This is a genomic window from Candidatus Zixiibacteriota bacterium, assembly GCA_021159005.1.
Classification (GTDB): Bacteria; Zixibacteria; MSB-5A5; order UBA10806; family 4484-95; genus JAGGSN01.
In genome coordinates this window covers 1-16,233 of sequence record JAGGSN010000115.1, presented here as the reverse complement: position 1 = coordinate 16,233, position 16,233 = coordinate 1, and the positions used below count along the sequence as shown (strand labels likewise).

General features: G+C 40.1%; 15 protein-coding genes. 10 read left to right on the top strand and 5 right to left on the bottom strand.

What is annotated here, in order from left to right:
- Positions 1-163 precede the first annotated feature (163 nt).
- The 10 genes from J7K40_07370 (at position 164) to metG (ending at position 10,756) form a co-directional block, all read left to right on the top strand.
- Positions 164-1,471, top strand: coding sequence for a hypothetical protein (locus tag J7K40_07370; protein ID MCD6162217.1), 1,308 nt, complete (start codon positions 164-166; stop codon positions 1,469-1,471).
- Positions 1,472-1,503: 32 nt separating this feature from the next.
- Entirely contained in the window at positions 1,504-2,823 is a 1,320-nt protein-coding gene (locus J7K40_07365; GenBank protein MCD6162216.1) for a saccharopine dehydrogenase NADP-binding domain-containing protein, read from the top strand.
- Positions 2,824-3,034: 211 nt separating this feature from the next.
- Positions 3,035-3,295, top strand: coding sequence for a helix-turn-helix transcriptional regulator (locus J7K40_07360; protein ID MCD6162215.1), 261 nt, complete (start codon positions 3,035-3,037; stop codon positions 3,293-3,295).
- A gap of 1 nt (position 3,296) precedes the next feature.
- The gene (locus J7K40_07355) at positions 3,297-3,725 is read left to right on the top strand and encodes a hypothetical protein (protein ID MCD6162214.1); all 429 of its coding nucleotides are present in this window, start codon (positions 3,297-3,299) and stop codon (positions 3,723-3,725) included.
- A gap of 253 nt (positions 3,726-3,978) precedes the next feature.
- On the top strand, positions 3,979-4,641 hold the full coding sequence (locus tag J7K40_07350) for an ATP-binding cassette domain-containing protein (GenBank protein ID MCD6162213.1): 663 nt from the start codon (positions 3,979-3,981) through the stop codon (positions 4,639-4,641).
- The gene (locus J7K40_07345; GenBank protein MCD6162212.1) at positions 4,638-5,495 is read left to right on the top strand and encodes a permease-like cell division protein FtsX; all 858 of its coding nucleotides are present in this window, start codon (positions 4,638-4,640) and stop codon (positions 5,493-5,495) included. The genes J7K40_07350 and J7K40_07345 overlap by 4 nt, the downstream gene beginning before the upstream one ends.
- A gap of 1 nt (position 5,496) precedes the next feature.
- Entirely contained in the window at positions 5,497-6,678 is a 1,182-nt protein-coding gene (locus tag J7K40_07340; GenBank protein ID MCD6162211.1) for a peptidoglycan DD-metalloendopeptidase family protein, read from the top strand.
- A complete protein-coding gene (locus J7K40_07335; protein MCD6162210.1) occupies positions 6,666-7,817 on the top strand; it encodes a hypothetical protein in 1,152 nt (383 codons plus the stop codon). Before J7K40_07340 ends, J7K40_07335 begins: the two co-directional genes overlap by 13 nt.
- Before the next feature lie 133 nt (positions 7,818-7,950).
- Positions 7,951-8,706, top strand: a complete 756-nt coding sequence (locus tag J7K40_07330; GenBank protein MCD6162209.1) for a hypothetical protein — start codon at positions 7,951-7,953, stop codon at positions 8,704-8,706.
- A 139-nt stretch (positions 8,707-8,845) separates the two neighbouring features.
- Complete coding sequence (gene metG, locus J7K40_07325) at positions 8,846-10,756, top strand: methionine--tRNA ligase (protein ID MCD6162208.1); 1,911 nt, start codon at positions 8,846-8,848, stop codon at positions 10,754-10,756.
- Between the two features lie 136 nt (positions 10,757-10,892).
- On the opposite strand, the gene J7K40_07320 is transcribed toward metG, so the two are convergent.
- The 5 genes from J7K40_07320 to J7K40_07300 all read right to left on the bottom strand — a co-directional run bounded on the left by J7K40_07320 (position 10,893) and on the right by J7K40_07300 (position 15,764).
- Positions 10,893-11,705, bottom strand: a complete 813-nt coding sequence (locus J7K40_07320) for a prepilin-type N-terminal cleavage/methylation domain-containing protein (GenBank protein ID MCD6162207.1) — start codon at positions 11,703-11,705, stop codon at positions 10,893-10,895.
- 49 nt (positions 11,706-11,754) lie between these two features.
- Positions 11,755-12,117, bottom strand: a complete 363-nt coding sequence (locus tag J7K40_07315) for a prepilin-type N-terminal cleavage/methylation domain-containing protein (protein ID MCD6162206.1) — start codon at positions 12,115-12,117, stop codon at positions 11,755-11,757.
- Positions 12,118-12,145: 28 nt separating this feature from the next.
- Complete coding sequence (locus J7K40_07310; protein ID MCD6162205.1) at positions 12,146-13,762, bottom strand: hypothetical protein; 1,617 nt, start codon at positions 13,760-13,762, stop codon at positions 12,146-12,148.
- Positions 13,763-14,153: 391 nt separating this feature from the next.
- A complete protein-coding gene (locus tag J7K40_07305; protein MCD6162204.1) occupies positions 14,154-15,284 on the bottom strand; it encodes a nitronate monooxygenase in 1,131 nt (376 codons plus the stop codon).
- Between the two features lie 105 nt (positions 15,285-15,389).
- Positions 15,390-15,764, bottom strand: coding sequence for a PadR family transcriptional regulator (locus tag J7K40_07300; GenBank protein ID MCD6162203.1), 375 nt, complete (start codon positions 15,762-15,764; stop codon positions 15,390-15,392).
- Positions 15,765-16,233 lie beyond the last annotated feature (469 nt).

Below are 16,233 nucleotides of genomic sequence, written 5' to 3'. Positions count from 1 at the left end.
AAGCAAGTTTCGATTGTTGGGTATTATTTTAAGAACTCTATAAAAAAGGCCGGATAGTAGTGTAAATATAATCAATTTAACTTGATAATTTATTATTAATTATTTAAGTTACCGCCCATGAAATTTTAAGGATTTGGAATAAAAAAGAATTGGGTTGTTGCCGATGAATATGCGAATTGGAATAAGAAGAGAAACTAAAAACGAGTGGGAAAAAAGAACCCCGCTTACACCTGATAATGTCAAAGAACTCATAAAAAACGGCATCGAAGTATGGCTTCAGCCATCAGCTATTAGGGTTTTTCCCGATGATGAGTACCTTAAAATAGGCGCTATCATTAATGAAGATTTATCATCATGCCCGGTTATAATAGCTGTAAAAGAAATACCTCTCGATTATTTTGAGCTAAATAAAACCTACATCTTCTTCTCCCATACTATAAAGGGGCAGGATTATAACATGCCCTTGCTGAAAAAAATGATGGGGCTTAAATGCCAACTTATTGATTATGAAGCAATTACAGACGCCAAGGGGCGGCGATTGATTTTCTTTGGCAAACATGCCGGCTTAGCTGGTATGATTGATACTTTTTGTACTCTTGGCAAAAGGCTAAACTGGGAAGACATTAAAAATCCCTTTAGTGAAATTAAAATGGCTCATGAATATAAGAGTCTTGATGAAGCCAAATCCGATATAGCGGAAGCGGCTGATAGGGTTCGCAAGGAGGGTATTCCATCTGAGTTGCTGCCAATGATATGCGGGTTCGCCGGTTATGGCAATGTATCAAATGGCGCTCAGGAGATTTTTAATCTCTTTCCTCATGAACAAGCTGCGCCTTCAGAGATTGCAAAGATTAAAATATCCTCGAAAACAACTCGAGAAAAATTGTTTAAAGTGATTTTTAAAGAAGAGGATATTGTCGAGCCGATAGATTCTAAAAAATCATTCGAACTTCAGGATTATTATGACAACCCTCAGAATTATCGTTCCCGATTTGAAAATTATCTGCCACATCTTACTATTCTGATGAACTGCATTTACTGGACTCCCGATTACCCTCGTTTGGTAACCTTTGATTATCTTAAAAAAGCTTATTCCGGCCCGGAAAAGCCGCGTCTAAAAGTTATCGGCGATATCAGTTGTGATATCGACGGCTCTATTCAATGTACAGCTAAGGCGACTGACTCCGGTAATCCGGTTTATGTATATAATCCCCTCGAATCTAAAGTTATTGATGGCTGGGAAGGACTCGGACCGGTAATTATGGCAGTGGATAACCTGCCTTGTGAATTACCCAAGGAATCCTCCGAATTTTTCGGCAAAATGCTTTCCCCTTTCATTCAACGAATGATTAAAGCAGATTACAGCGTTCCGTTTGAAGACTTGAACATTCCCGATGAAATAAAGCGAGCAATTATCCTTCACAAAGGAGAACTAACTTCTAAATATAAATATCTGAGTAAATTTCTATAGAGTTAATTTTTTATGACAATTAAGGAGACAAAATGAAATCCGTTTTGGTTCTTGGCGCGGGTTTAGTAACAAAGCCCCTGGTTCAGTATCTTTTAAAGTATGATTTTCGTGTGCGCGTTGCCAGCCGCACGGTAAGCAAAGCCGAGAAACTGGTCGGCAATCACCCCAACGGCGAAGCCATACAATGGACTGTCGATAAAAAAGACGAATTAAAGAAGATGGTAAGCGAATCTGATTTAGTAGTAAGCCTTCTGCCAGCCGCCTATCATACGATGGTAGCAGAGATGTGTATCGAACTTGGCACAAACATGGCCACTACTTCTTATGTCAGCCCGGCTATGAAAGCTCTTGATGAACCCGCCAAAAAAGCCGGCGTGGTGATTCTAAACGAAAGCGGCGTCGATCCCGGTATCGACCATATGTCCGCTATGCGCATCATTGATGATGTCAAGAAAAAGGGCGGCAAGGTTGTCAGTTTCATGTCATACTGCGGCGGACTTCCCGCCCCCGAAGCCAACACTAATCCTTATGGCTACAAGTTTTCATGGAGTCCGAAAGGCGTTCTTCTGGCCGGCAGAAACAACGCTAAATACCGTAAAGACGGCAAAGAAATCCTCGTTCCGGGCCCAGAACTTTTCTCCCACTACTGGCATCTTGAGGTGCCCGGTATTGGCGAGCTGGAAGCCTATCCCAACCGCGATTCACTTGGTTATATCGACATTTATGGCCTGCAAGGTATCTCGACGATGTTTCGGGGCACTTTTCGCTACAAAGGCTGGTGCGATACTTTGAAAGCCACCGCCGATATGGGTTATCTTGATGATACGGAAAAAGATTGGACAGGCAAAACCTATGCTGATTTGGGCTGGGAACTTGTGGGCAAAAAACCATCCGGCGACCTTCGAGCGGCATTTGCTGAAAAATTAAATATCCCCACAGACTCATTCATACTCGATAGATTCGAATGGCTTGGACTATTTTCCAATGACCCATTGCCGATTGATAAGGGTGGTGTTATAGATATACTGACAGCCCGCAAACTCGAAAAGATGCCCTACAAAGACGGCGAACGGGATATGATTATTTTATATCACAATTTTATTGCCGAATATCCGAATGGCAAAAAAGAAGAAATCACTTCAACTTTAATTGATTATGGTATTCCTCATGGCGATAGCTCAATGTCGCGTACTGTTAGCCTTCCCGCCGCAATTGGGTCACGCATGATACTTGACGGTAAATTCGATAAACCCGGCGTATGGGTACCTGTCATCCCCGAACTCTACAATCCTGTTCTTGATGAACTCGAAACCTTAGACATCAAGTGTGTGGAAAAATCAAAAGTTCTTTAAGTAAGCGTTGATATTTTCACGATATTAAGTAATTAAGCGGAGGGAACATCCCTCCGCTTTTTATTTTACCCGGATTTTGCAGTTGGGATTTTGTCCCTGATTTTACCGCTATACTGTAAAAACCGGATTAAAATCTGACGGAAACATAAAATAATGTATTATATTTATAAAAATGTATTGTATTTATACAACAATATGTTATATTAGACGTATGAAAACAAGAAAAATTTACAATAGGATATCGGTGCTTCGCCAAGAAAGAGGTGTTTCACGAAAAGAATTAGCTGAAAAAATAGGAGTTAATTTTCAAACCGTAGGGTATCTTGAGAGAGGGGAATATAACCCGAGTTTGGATTTGGCGTTTAAAATAAGCGAATATTTTGACCTTCCGGTCGAATTTATTTTTTCGACTGAGCCGTTAGAGGCCTTGAGCCGGGAATTATTAAGTTTAAAGTATAAGAAAGGAGAATAAGATGAATCCAAAGATGTCTAAGTCAAATAGAAGAGCCGCAGTTATCATTAATTATTTATGTATATTACTATTTCTCATCTTCTTCAGTATCATCAAGTATCATGGCTGGAGCGTTCCGGTTATTGTTGGAATAGTTGTTTCAATTGCTGTCGTCCTGATAAGTTTTTTCGTTCTGCATATCAGAACTCATCTATGGAAATTAGTTCATTCCAAAATCGACCATCTGGATGAGCGGCAGATTCAGGTTACCTATGAATCGCTGAGACGTTCTTATAGCATATTTACTATAATCAGTTTAATCATTCTGCTGTTTATAGCGCTATTGGATGGAGAGCATAGTTCAATGCTGATTTTGATTTTTGCCAGTTTGATATATTTGGCTCATACATTGCCTTCCTCGATTATTGCCTGGACAGAAAAAGAAGTGTAGCCTTTGGAAGGTTAATATCAAGATTTTGCAGTCAAATTTATAATTACAAGTTCCTCAATCGCTAATCAATGATGTGGCTGACGTATGTCCTCGTGCGCTAGCTGACTGGTGGTTGGCGTATGTCCTCGTGCGCCAACGTACTTCGCTTTTACAGATATATCCTCAAAATATAGCGAACCGGCAATATTAAAAATACGAGCTTCATCTGATGTAACTTCTTGACCCGCTCTCCTATCTTAGCTAAATTAATCCTATGCTGACTATTCGCAATCTCAGGAAATCATACACGCCGGGCGAGGCGATATTTCGGGATGTGTCGCTGAATCTTGCTAAAGGCGAGATGGCATTCTTAGTGGGACCATCTGGTGTTGGCAAAAGCACTCTCATACAGATGATATACCTCGAGGAGAAACCCGATTCCGGCGAGATTATACTTGGCTCTAACAATTATTCTACATTAAAGAAAAAGCAGATACCTCAATTGCGCCGTCAATTGGGCGTGATATTTCAGGATTTCAAGCTAATACCCGAAAGGACCGCTAAGGAAAATATCGCCTTAGCCTTGGAGGTAGCAGGCAAATCCAGAAAAGAGATTTCCCAGAGAATCGGCGACCTTCTAAGATTAGTGGGGCTTTTACACCGCAAAAATAATTATCCCGACCAGCTCTCAGGCGGCGAATGCCAGCGAGTGGCAACCGCCCGCGCCTTAGCTAATGAACCGCTGCTGCTTTTAGCGGATGAGCCTACCGGTAATCTCGATTATGACAACTCCCAGTCGCTCTTAGAATTGTTGGAGAAAATCAATATCCAGGGATGTTCCATTCTGATGGCTACTCATAGCCTCAGTCTGATTTCCTCAATGCCTTATCGCAAGCTGTATTTAGATAAGGGGAAAATCAGAGAGGAGCAACCTTGACCTATTTTCTTCTGGCAACAAGAGAGGTCATCAGAGCGATATCACATCAGTTCTGGGCATTCATAGGAACAGTGCTGACAGTATTTTTAGCGATGTTGGTAGCCGGCAGCTTCGCAATTATCACAAAGAATATAGGTTTGGCGCTGGATAAATTCAGATCGGAAGCGACCTTAGAATTATACCTTGAAAGCGAGATTGATTCTCTTACAAAAGAAGCAATACAAAATCAGCTTGCTGCTAATAAATATGTCCTTAAAATCAATTATATTTCCAAAGATATGGCGCTTTTCAGATTGCGGGAAACATTCGGTCAGGAAATGGTCGCCGGATTAAAAACCAATCCACTGCCGGAATCGTATGAGATAACATTAGAGCCGGAGGTTTATGATAAGGATAAATTCAAGGAACTGGTTGATTACTTAAACAAGCTTCCGGGAGTTGAGGATATCGGTTATGTCCCATCGGTAATATCAAAGGTGAAATATATTTTCAATACAACAGCCATGCTTGGCGCAGTCTTGGGTCTTTTAGTGATTTTAGCAACCGGATTTATTGTCGGCAATACTATTCATGTAAGGATAGCTGAAAAACGGCATACATTTTATATAATGCGGCTTGTTGGCGCAGGTAATGGATTTATTTACGCTCCATACCTTATGCTTGGAACCCTGATTGGTTTGCTGGGAAGCATATTGTCTATTCTAATCTTATGGTTTGGTATGATAAATTTTAATGTCGATGTCCTGCAAATTTGCTTTTTAAATCATATTGAGATTGCAAGCTTCATTCTTGCCGGCGGATTAGTTGGTTTTACCGGAAGCTATATCGCTTTGAAAAAATTTCTGGATGTTTGATATGACCAAACCTTTAACAATAATCGCAATAGCCATATTGTTCATTATTCTTATCGATGTTAATATCAGTTCTGCTGATGAAAAAACCGCTATTGGACTGGAAAATGCTATCTCTAATAGAAAAGGCGAATTGGAATCAATTCAGAGCGAACTTAAGCAGAAACAGCAAAGATTATCTACCCTTGAAAATGAGGAAAAGGATTACATAGGGAATCTTTATGCTATTGAGGAACAGCTAAATCTTAATAATCGCCTTTTAACAAAAACAAAAAATCAAATTAAGGATTTGAATCGTTTGATAGAAGAACTTAAGACTAAACTCGAAAACAACGAAAGCGAACTAACATATCAGGAGAAGGTTTTAGTTGAGAGGCTGGTCTGGATATATAAAAGGTCTCGGGTTTCGCCATTGTTAAATGCTCTAAGCGCCGGCAGCCCGCTTATGAGCGCCAGACGGCTTTATATGTTTTCGCTTTTGAACGGATATGATAAAAAAATTATCTCGGATATTGAAGAACTTAATCAGCAAATTATCACTGAAAAAGCTGCTATTGTAGAAAGAATAGAATCTATAAAAAAACTGAATCGAGAACAAAAGATACAGAACCGGCAAATACAATTAAACCGCAAGAAAAGGAAACATCTACTAAAAGAAGTAAGAGCTCAGAAGAATGTTGAATTAACGGCGATTGAACAATTAAATAAGGACCAAGACCGGATATCCGCTATAATCGATATACTATCAGAACATAAAACCGCTTTGGATAAAGAATCAGCTAAGACGTTTTTAAGGCTTAAGGGCAAGCTTGTGTGGCCGGTTAGAGGTAAAATTATTCGGAGGTTTGGTAAAATTACAGATAAAAAGTATTATACCGTGATATTGAATCCGGGAATAGATATTAAAGCCTCTGCGGGAGTTCCCGTATATGCCGCATCAAGCGGCGAGGCTGTTTATATATCATGGCTCAGGGGTTATGGAAGTTTTATCATTCTTGGTCATGGCGGCGGCTATTATACATTATATGCCCATCTCGATGATATATTAGTGGAGATAGGTCAATTTATTGCCGCCGGGGAAATCATAGCTGCTGTAGGCGAAACCGGCTCATTTTCCGATTCAATACTGCATTTTGAGCTTAGGTTTGGCAAGGAACAATTGGATCCGCTGCCATGGCTGAGATAACTAAAATACTGGGACAGGAAAAGACGATTGCCAAGATAGATCGTCTTATCAAGCTTGGCAAACGGGGGCAGGCATTGCTTATAACCGGTTCGCCCGGTATCGGAAAATTTGCTCTTGCCCAATATATTGTCCGACGTTTTCTCTGCTCGGATAATAACAGCGGGTGCGGCAAGTGTTTTAGCTGCCGAAGCATTAATAATCAAAATCATCCCGATTTTTTATTGGTGTTTCCTTTTCCAAATATTGCCAGCGAATCTAAGAAAAATCCTGTTTTTCATTTTTCCGACCCAACTACAGGCGGTGCGCGTTTCTCTGATGAGGCTCTCGATGAAGCCAATCGATTTCGAAATGAAAAACTCGCCGACCCCTACCGGCAGGTAACTTTCAAGAGAAAAGGCAATATTCCTGTAAGTGTAATCAAAGACCTGAAAAAAACCGTTGGTAAAAAGCCGATGCTTGGTAAAAGGCGCGCAATTGTGATTTGCGATATCGATCAGATGGCTTTCGGGGCAGCTGACCTATTTTTAAAAACAGTTGAAGAACCGCCGGAAGATTCGCTAATAATACTGACTACATCGAAACCACAATTATTATTGCCAACTCTCGTTTCCCGCACCACAAGATTTGCCTTAGCTCCGGTAAGCGATGATTTAATAAGAAATTACCTTATCGAACATGGGGTTAAAAAAGCTGTCGATTTCTATATCAGTTTCAGTTCCGGAAGTCCCGGGTTGGCGTTAAAAGCATTTGAGGATGAAACAATATCGCGGCGAGATTTACTTTGGAAACTTTTATCTGATTTTATAACATCATCACCATTACCGAAAACAATTGAGAGCCTCCATCGCCGATACCGTTGGCCTAATTTTGATGAGGTTAGATATGATTTCGAAATTATGGAAAAAATACTACATGATATCTATATTGCTAAATTGGGGCTTGATAATTCGATAATAAATATAGATATTAAGGATAAGATAATAGAATGCGCCCAGTCAGGTCCGTCTGTTGAAATATTGCGGAAGTGGTTTCCTGCTCTGGTAAAAGCATCAAAAGCACATGGAACAAATAATGTGTCTGCCGATATAGCATTTATAGGCGCATTTATTGAATTCAATCGAACCAGACGGTTTGATTGATAATGTTTGTGGAGGATTTTTGAAATACTATATAGAATTTAAGGGCCATCGCCGATTTGTCTATAATGCCCCAAACGATTTGAAAATAGCACCGGGTAAATATGCCATAGTTCAAGCCGAGCGCGGCGAGGATATGGGATTAGTACGTCGGGAAGCTAAAGAAGATGAAAACAATCCAAATGATGAACAATTTAATATAACGCGATTGGCGACAGAGAGCGATTTGGAACGGCTAAAATTCAACCGTCAAAAAGAATCGGAATCAAAAATTGAATGTCTGAAATTTATCAACAAACATCAACTTAGGATGAAATTAGTTGATGTTGAATACCAGTTCGATTGTAATAAGATAACATTTTACTTTACCGCCGAAAAAAGGGTCGATTTTCGCGAACTTGTTAAGGATTTGGCGGCGACATTTCGCACCCGGATAGAGCTTCGGCAAATAGGTGTCAGAGACGAGGCTAAGAGAATTAGCGGCTTTGGCATCTGCGGTAAAGAACAGTGCTGTTCACGTTTTCTTAATAACTTTCACGCAATATCTACGCAGATGGCAAGAACTCAAAAGCTGGCTTTAAATCCTCAAAAGATTTCCGGCAACTGCGGCCGGCTTTTATGCTGTTTGCAATATGAACAGGATTATTATGAATCGGTACTCCCGAAGTATCCGCCTTTATATTGCAGCTGTAATTTCGAGGGGGTTGAGGGTAGAATCGATAAATGTGATATTTTTCATGAACAGATAACGATTAAATATGAGAACGCCACTGTAAAAACTATCAGTCTGTCGGAATATAATCGTGCTTTAAAAAGAGGAACGTTTAAAATCATAAAATACTCTCGCTCAAATAACTCGACTGGCAAGAATAATACTAATGATAATACTTAGTCTGTTTTGATATGTGTATAATAATAATTAAGATTAATATTCAGCGAACGATAGGCATATCGAAAACGCGCCCTTTGATGTGGTATCAACTATATCCATTTAGTAAATCAAATTTAACCGGTAGAAAAGGATTATAAAGATGCAGAAATTTTATATAACAACCCCCATATATTATGTTAACGACAAGCCGCATATAGGGCATGCCTATACAACGATTCTGGCGGATGTTCTTGCCGGATACCATCGCTTGTTGGGCTATCCCACATATTTTCTTACCGGCACGGATGAGCATGGCCAGAAAGTCCAGGACTCGGCATTAGCAAAAAATATAACGCCGCAGAAACACTGCGACCTTTACGCGAAACGTTTTAAGGATACTTGGAAAGAATTGAATATTAAAAATGATGATTTTATTCGGACTACCCAGAAACGTCATAAAAAAATAGTTGTCAGTATTCTCGAAAAAGTATACCAGTCGAAAACCGATGACGGCAAACCCTTAATATATGAAGACAATTATGAGGGCTGGTACTGCAAACATGAAGAACGCTACTGGACTGAAAAAGACCTTATCGATGGCAATTGCCCTGACTGCGGCCGGCCGGTGCAAAAGCTTTCTGAGAAAAATTACTTCTTCCGGATGAGCTATTATCAGCAGTGGCTGATTGATTATATAAATGCCAACCCTGAGTTTATTCAGCCTGATTTCAGACGCAATGAGGTATTGGGCTTTTTAAAACAGCCTCTGGGAGATCTCTGTGTTTCCCGACCTAAAAGCCGTCTCTCGTGGGGGATAGAGCTTCCATTTGATAAGGATTATGTCTGTTATGTCTGGTTTGACGCTTTGATTAATTATATATCCGCAATCGGCTATGACCCTAAAACAGATAAATTCGAGAAAGAATGGTGGCCGGCTGTTAATTTAATCGGCAAAGATATTCTAACCACGCATGCCGTTTACTGGCCCTGTATGCTCAAAGCTATCGGTGTTGAATTGCCGAAGACTATATTTGCTCATGGTTTCTGGATTCAGGCAGGAGCCAAGATGTCCAAATCATTAGGCAATGTTATCAATCCGCTTGATTTGAAAGAAAAATACGGCGTCGATCCGTTTCGTTTTTATCTGGTTCGAGAGATGACAATCGGTCATGATTCCAACTATTCGGAGGAAAGCTTTGTTCAAAGATACAATTCCGATTTAGCCAATGATCTGGGGAACTTGCTATCGCGAACACTAAAGATGATAGCCTCATACTGTGATAGCAAAATTCCCAATCCGCCCTATGATATTAATGGCGAGATTAAAGATGTTCCGTTTAACTGGCTCAATATACATAAAGAGATTCCGCAAGACCTCAGAGATTTCAAGCTCAATAAGATTGTTGAGAATATCATGCAGTTTATCCGTTCGGTAAATAAATACATCGAACAGAATAAGCCGTGGGAGTTGGTAAAGAATAACCAGAACGAAAAGCTTGATGAAGTATTGTATAACTCCGCCGAGGCTTTATTAAATGCCGCCGCGTATCTGTCTCCGATTATTCCAAATAAAGCGGCTGAAATAGTAAAACAGTTAGGACACTCATCAGGCAACAAACTGTTTTCGGGTGAATTAAAAGTATGGGGAAACTTGCAGCCGGGAACATCAATACAGAAAGGCGACAGTCTTTTCCCGCGTCTGAAAAAATCCAAACCCGAAAAAGATGCCCCTTCGGCAAAAAAAGAGGAATTCATCACTTTCGATGATTTTAAAAAACTCAAATTAAGAGTTGCTGAAGTAATCTCTGCCGAGAAAGTGAAGGGAACCGATAAGCTTCTTAAGCTGCAAATCAAAATAGGCCAAGAACAACGTCAAATAGTCGCCGGCATAGCCAAAACCTATAAACCCGAAGAGATGATAGGCAAGAAAATAGTCGTTGTTATTAACCTTGAACCGGCTCAAATCAGGGGCGTCAAATCCAATGGCATGCTTTTAGCCGCCAGCAAGAAAGACAAGATGGTATTGCTAACCATTGACAGCGATATGGATTCAGGGGCTAAAATCGGCTAAGATTAATCCGTGAGGGTGATGTGATGACAATCCGCTCTTGCGGATGACATCCCGAGGGCAGCACAAAGTATCAGGATATTCGCCCAAGGCGAACATCCTGACACATTTATAAAATCAACATTTAATTATTCTATGCTTAACCGATGCCAAGATTTCTGACTTTAACTCTTGTCTGCAATGCGCGCGTTCTATAAGGTGTTTCAAACTCGTTATCTGCCCGGTCCGTTCTGGCTGACACATTAATAATTACTTCTCTAATCATCTCAGCTATAGGCGGCACATCGACAATAGCGCCGGATGACAAAACATATCGGAATTGAAGGTCGATGATGTTGTCGGCATAAATCTGCGGCTGTTGGTGATTCCGGGCAATCATCAGTTTTGGATGTTGAGAATCTGTGGTGTTATCGATATAGTATTTAAAACCATTCATTCTAATTACCAGGCTTCCTACCGGGTAACATCTCGAAAGCGCCATGGTGTTATGTTGAATATGTCCTGCCGCAGCTTGAACATGAGAAATCTCAAAAAATTCCCCTGTTTGTGTAAAGGGATCATAAATATAAATCCAATTGCCATCTTCAAGACCGCTTAAGTCGCCGTCGCATCTAAGTTCTGCGGATGGCTGGGGCATAGCATGGTTTATTGATACGCCATCCAAAACTTCAGAATCATAAAATATCTCGATTGTATCGGGATCTGCATTAGAGATTAACAAAGCATCCATTCCCGAGGGCACATTATAACCGGCCATTTTAATTTTATCACCAAGTTCCTGTATGCTAGCCCTTATATTATGCTGCATATCTGAAATCTGATCCTGAACTATCATCTGTTTATGCTGAGTTAAGTATAAGCTCATAGCAGAGCTTATCACGACGCTTGAAATCAAAGCGCTGATTAATAATTCGATTAATGTAACACCTTTATTATTGCTAATCTTTCCCATTTCGTTCCCCGGTATTAAATAATTTTTCTCCTGTCAAACAATCCTGTTATCAGTTTTTCATCATGTAAGAAACCATGCTGTTTGTATGAAGTCCGCCGTCAATGTCGGTCCAATTAATATTAACAACCATTCGCAATAGATTATTTTCAGCTTGTGTAATCGTCCATGTTCTGTAAGAGGTGCCGATTGAATCGGCTCCGGAAACAGGATTGTCTATATTTTTAAGTTCCTCCATTTTACCTTTAATCATCATGGAAGCCTCAGTAAAACCATTAGCGAGATCATTCGATTGCATTGAGACAACCATCATCGGCAGTAAAAGAAGCAAACCGCCGGAGAGAATAAACATGCTTACAACTACCTCAATTAGTGTAAAACCTTTTTTATTTGTTAGTTTCGAATAGCATCTCATATTTTATCTCCTCGTAAATCATATATTACTATTTCTGCGTCCAGCTTTTTCTTTGTACAATGTTTACAACAGGTGTTCCCGGAGGAAGTTTGCTTGGATCTTGAAGATCCGGATCGTAAGCCCAATCACGATTTGGCGGGTTATAATACCCGCCACCCCAGGATTCGTTAGCCTGACGAGAATACCAGAGATCAACCGCCGATCCTCTCCATTTAAATGTCTTACCTCTCCAGTTTTCTAAAAATCTCGGCAAGTTTTCAAAGCCGCCATTATAGCCGTAACCATCAGGATAAGATAATGTATTACCGGTCATATAACTGGCATTAACCTGAGTATTAGATGCGATTCTGCTGCTAAGTCCTAATCCGCTATTAGCATCATCCCAGTCGTTTGATAGAATTGTAATAGCATCAGCCATCAATGACGCCGGTTTTTTATTTACAGTGTTAAAATCACCCAGAGTATAAAGAGGATTGTCTGTGGCAACGGTTAAATCGCCGGCTAATTCCTGACCATTTGTCAGTCTTACAGCCTTTATCGAAGAGCTGCTATAATCTGTTGAACAATATATTATGCCGTTTGAAGGCCAATATGGCGAAGTGTTTATCTTATCCATATCAATATCTACCGAAAACACAGTTTTGTTTTCACGATCATCATAGAAAGTTCCGGCAGAGATAGCCCCGCTACTTATCATTGGAGCAGTAACATTAGCCCATGTACCATTACCCTGAAGGTAATATGCATTGCCGTTAATTATTTTCAAGCCGGCTTGATTTTCCATACTTTCGGGATTGCTTCCATTATCATATCGATCGATTAAGTTTGTCGGATCGCCGTCAGAAACAACCTCCATATCAAGTTGGGTAATACCATGATTACTATCCTCAACTCGTCCACCCCAGCGGTTAAGAGAAGCATTCACCCAATTGGGGTCGTCCGAGTCAAGCATTGTTCCATTAGCGTTTTTCATTGTCTGGTAAACGTCGTTGTCGTCTTTAATCCAAACATCATTGCCATTATTATCATTCCTAACACCATGATGAATATTTCCTGCGGCGGTGAGATATGAATCGATATAAAGGTCGCTTCCGGCTTGAATATACATATCACTGTTAGTGTGAACGCGTCCACCAAGTATCATATCTGGACCAGGGGCAATTTCAAGGTCATTTTCATAAAAAACCGCAAATTGAAATAATGGAATCAAAGCATCGCTTATTTTCATTTCAAGTTCAACACTGGAAACCCTGTTGGCATCGGTGCCAATAGAATTTATTGAAAAAGTTTTTACCGAACCATAAAGTCCCTTATAGGCGCCGGTTGTAAGTTGAGTATTGACTGCCGGACCAAGATCGGTGGTTGTATAATTATAGGTATAATTCATTTCGGATAATACTGCCGATGGCAGCGGACTCGGCGGTATGCCATTTGTCTCATAATTTGTTATTATTGCGGCGGCGGCTTTTTCCAAGCCCGACTCAGCTGCATAAAATGCGCCTGTATTTTTAAACTCATTACCGGCGATATCCATATCGGTGTTAGAGGTTGAAATAGAGGCAATACCAATTAACGACAACATTAAAAGTAAAGATAAGCAAACTATCATTACTACGCCTGATTCATTTTTTAATTTTGTAATCATCTTAGCATTCCCTATCAAAATTTCTTTTCATTTTTTACTGACAATTTTATATTTTTACATACTTATCATACAAATCCTGTGCCATTGATAAGAATTTGAACGATTATTGTAAGCTGTTGACACATTACAATATGCATAACCTTGCCGCTATTAATGATTAAAAATTGAGCTTATTTGTATAATAATTATACTGTTAATCCAATAATCTATGGGATAGTCTCAATACTAAATCAGGTTTATCGTGTAATCCATTATTATTGCTTAAATTATGTCTCACCTATGAGAAGTATTTGTCAAGTCTATTGCTTTTTATAGGCGGGAGTTTTTGGGTATTGAAAGTAATGAATCTTACTCGACTGTAATTGAATAATATTCGACAGAATTTATTTTTTTAGTGTGACAAAGAAGCGTTTTGTTCAATTATAGCTTCCTCGTATTCCTTTGATATATTTTCAAAAAGTTCTTTAATGGAAATTATTTTTTCTGCCCGGTAAGCATTAGCTCCGGCAAAAGCAAATCCCTTATTAAGTTTACCTTTCTTAGCATTAGTTAAAGCCAAGGCAATACAATAAGGGGCTTTTTTATACTCACATGTTTTCAGACATTTCCAGGGACAGCCGAATGGTTTCCTGATGCCGCTTGATACTTCATCAAGAAATTTATTGTTTATCGCTCTTCCGGGTAATCCGACAGGGCTATCGATTATGGTAATATCATCTTTTTTACATTCTATATACATTTCCTTAAACTCAATAGCGGCATCACATTCATAGGTTGTAACAAACCGGGTCGCCATTTGGACGCCGTTGGCTCCTAATCGGATATATTTATTAATATCAGCGCCCGTATAAATACCGCCGGCAGCGATAACTGGAATCTTTTTATCAAATCTCTTTTCGTAAGGGCCTACTTCGTTAATTACCTGTAAAAGTATTTTATCCAATGTATAATCGGGATTATCAATCTGTTCCTTTTTAAACCCGAGATGTCCGCCGGCCATTGGCCCCTCAACGACTATGGCATCAGGAATATGATTGTAGTGCTTAGCCCAGTATTGAAATATAATTTTAACAGCCCTCGCCGATGATACGATCGGAATTATTTTAGCTGTACTTCTCTTAAACATGTCTTCAGTCAACTCTCTTGGGTATTTCAGGGGCAATCCTGCTCCTAAAAACACTATGTCGGCTCCGGCATCCAAAGCGGTCATCCAGAGATAATCCCAATCTGTTAAGGCCATCATAATATTTACGCCTATAATACCATCAGTCTTTTCCTTGGCTAACTTGATCTCTTTTTGCAAAGCCCGCCTGTTTGCCTCCTCAAAATTGGTGTAATAATCAGGCTCAAGGGTGCCGATACCGGCGGCGGCAATTACTCCAATACCGCCTTCATTAGCCACAGCTGAGGCCAAGCCGGACAAAGAAATACCGACCCCCATTCCGCCTTGGATTATCGGTACTTTAGCATTCAAATCCCCAATTTGCAAATTGGGCATATTCTTAAAATTTATATGCTGCATCTTACAGTCCATACGGTTTTAACAATATCTCCCTTACCGGAGCTATCAGCTAATAGCCTAAACTTTTCAGTATTAATCAAACAGTATTTCAATAACTATGTCCTATTAATCAGAATAATACTTATCGACCATTTTACTAACCCCGTTATGTATTGGCAAGACACAGCTCTCGGTAAAAATTCTCAGTAATTGGTCGCCGGCCGCTGTTATCGTGTAGTATTTACGGTTTGGTCCCTTGTCGGATTTCCGCCAGCGAGCTTTAACAAATCCCTTACTGCTCAATTTTTTTAGAATCTGATATATGGCGCTTGCTTGAAAAGAGATACGATTCCCGGTAACTTCCAAAAACCTGTTGTTTATTTCAAAGCCGTACATTGTTTTTTCTTTCAGCATAAGAAGCGTGATATAGGCAAAGAAACCTTTCTTGTATTCCTTGTTCCATAATTTCAATGTCTCTTCCACGTTAGCCTTGAAAGCCATTCAACCTGCTCCTTTTGCCGGATACTTAAATTAAGCTATACCATAATAAACTATAGCGTAATGTCAAGTACTTTTTTAAAATAAATTTTATACCGCGGCAGATGGGTCCGCCCAAAGCGAATGTCGCCCACAGGAATATTCAACCCTTTTTTTCGCGCAGGCAGGAAACCTTTCCTGCCTGCTACTGGCGCAGGTGTTGTCAGGAAATCCGCCGCGGCGGACTGATGACGCAGTAAAATGCCTCCGGGTGCCTCATCCCCCGCCTTAAGCGGGGGTGGGATACCTTCATAAAAACTGCCAAACTTCACAATTTATAACTATCAATCGATATCGGAACATCTCATTTTCCACAATGCCAGTTATAACTTGACCATGATGCAACCCATTCCCGCTTTGGGCGGGAGTGGGGCACCCAGGCATGGTTGTTGTGAAACGGGAAGGAACATTATTAACTGTTACCGAAAACGGT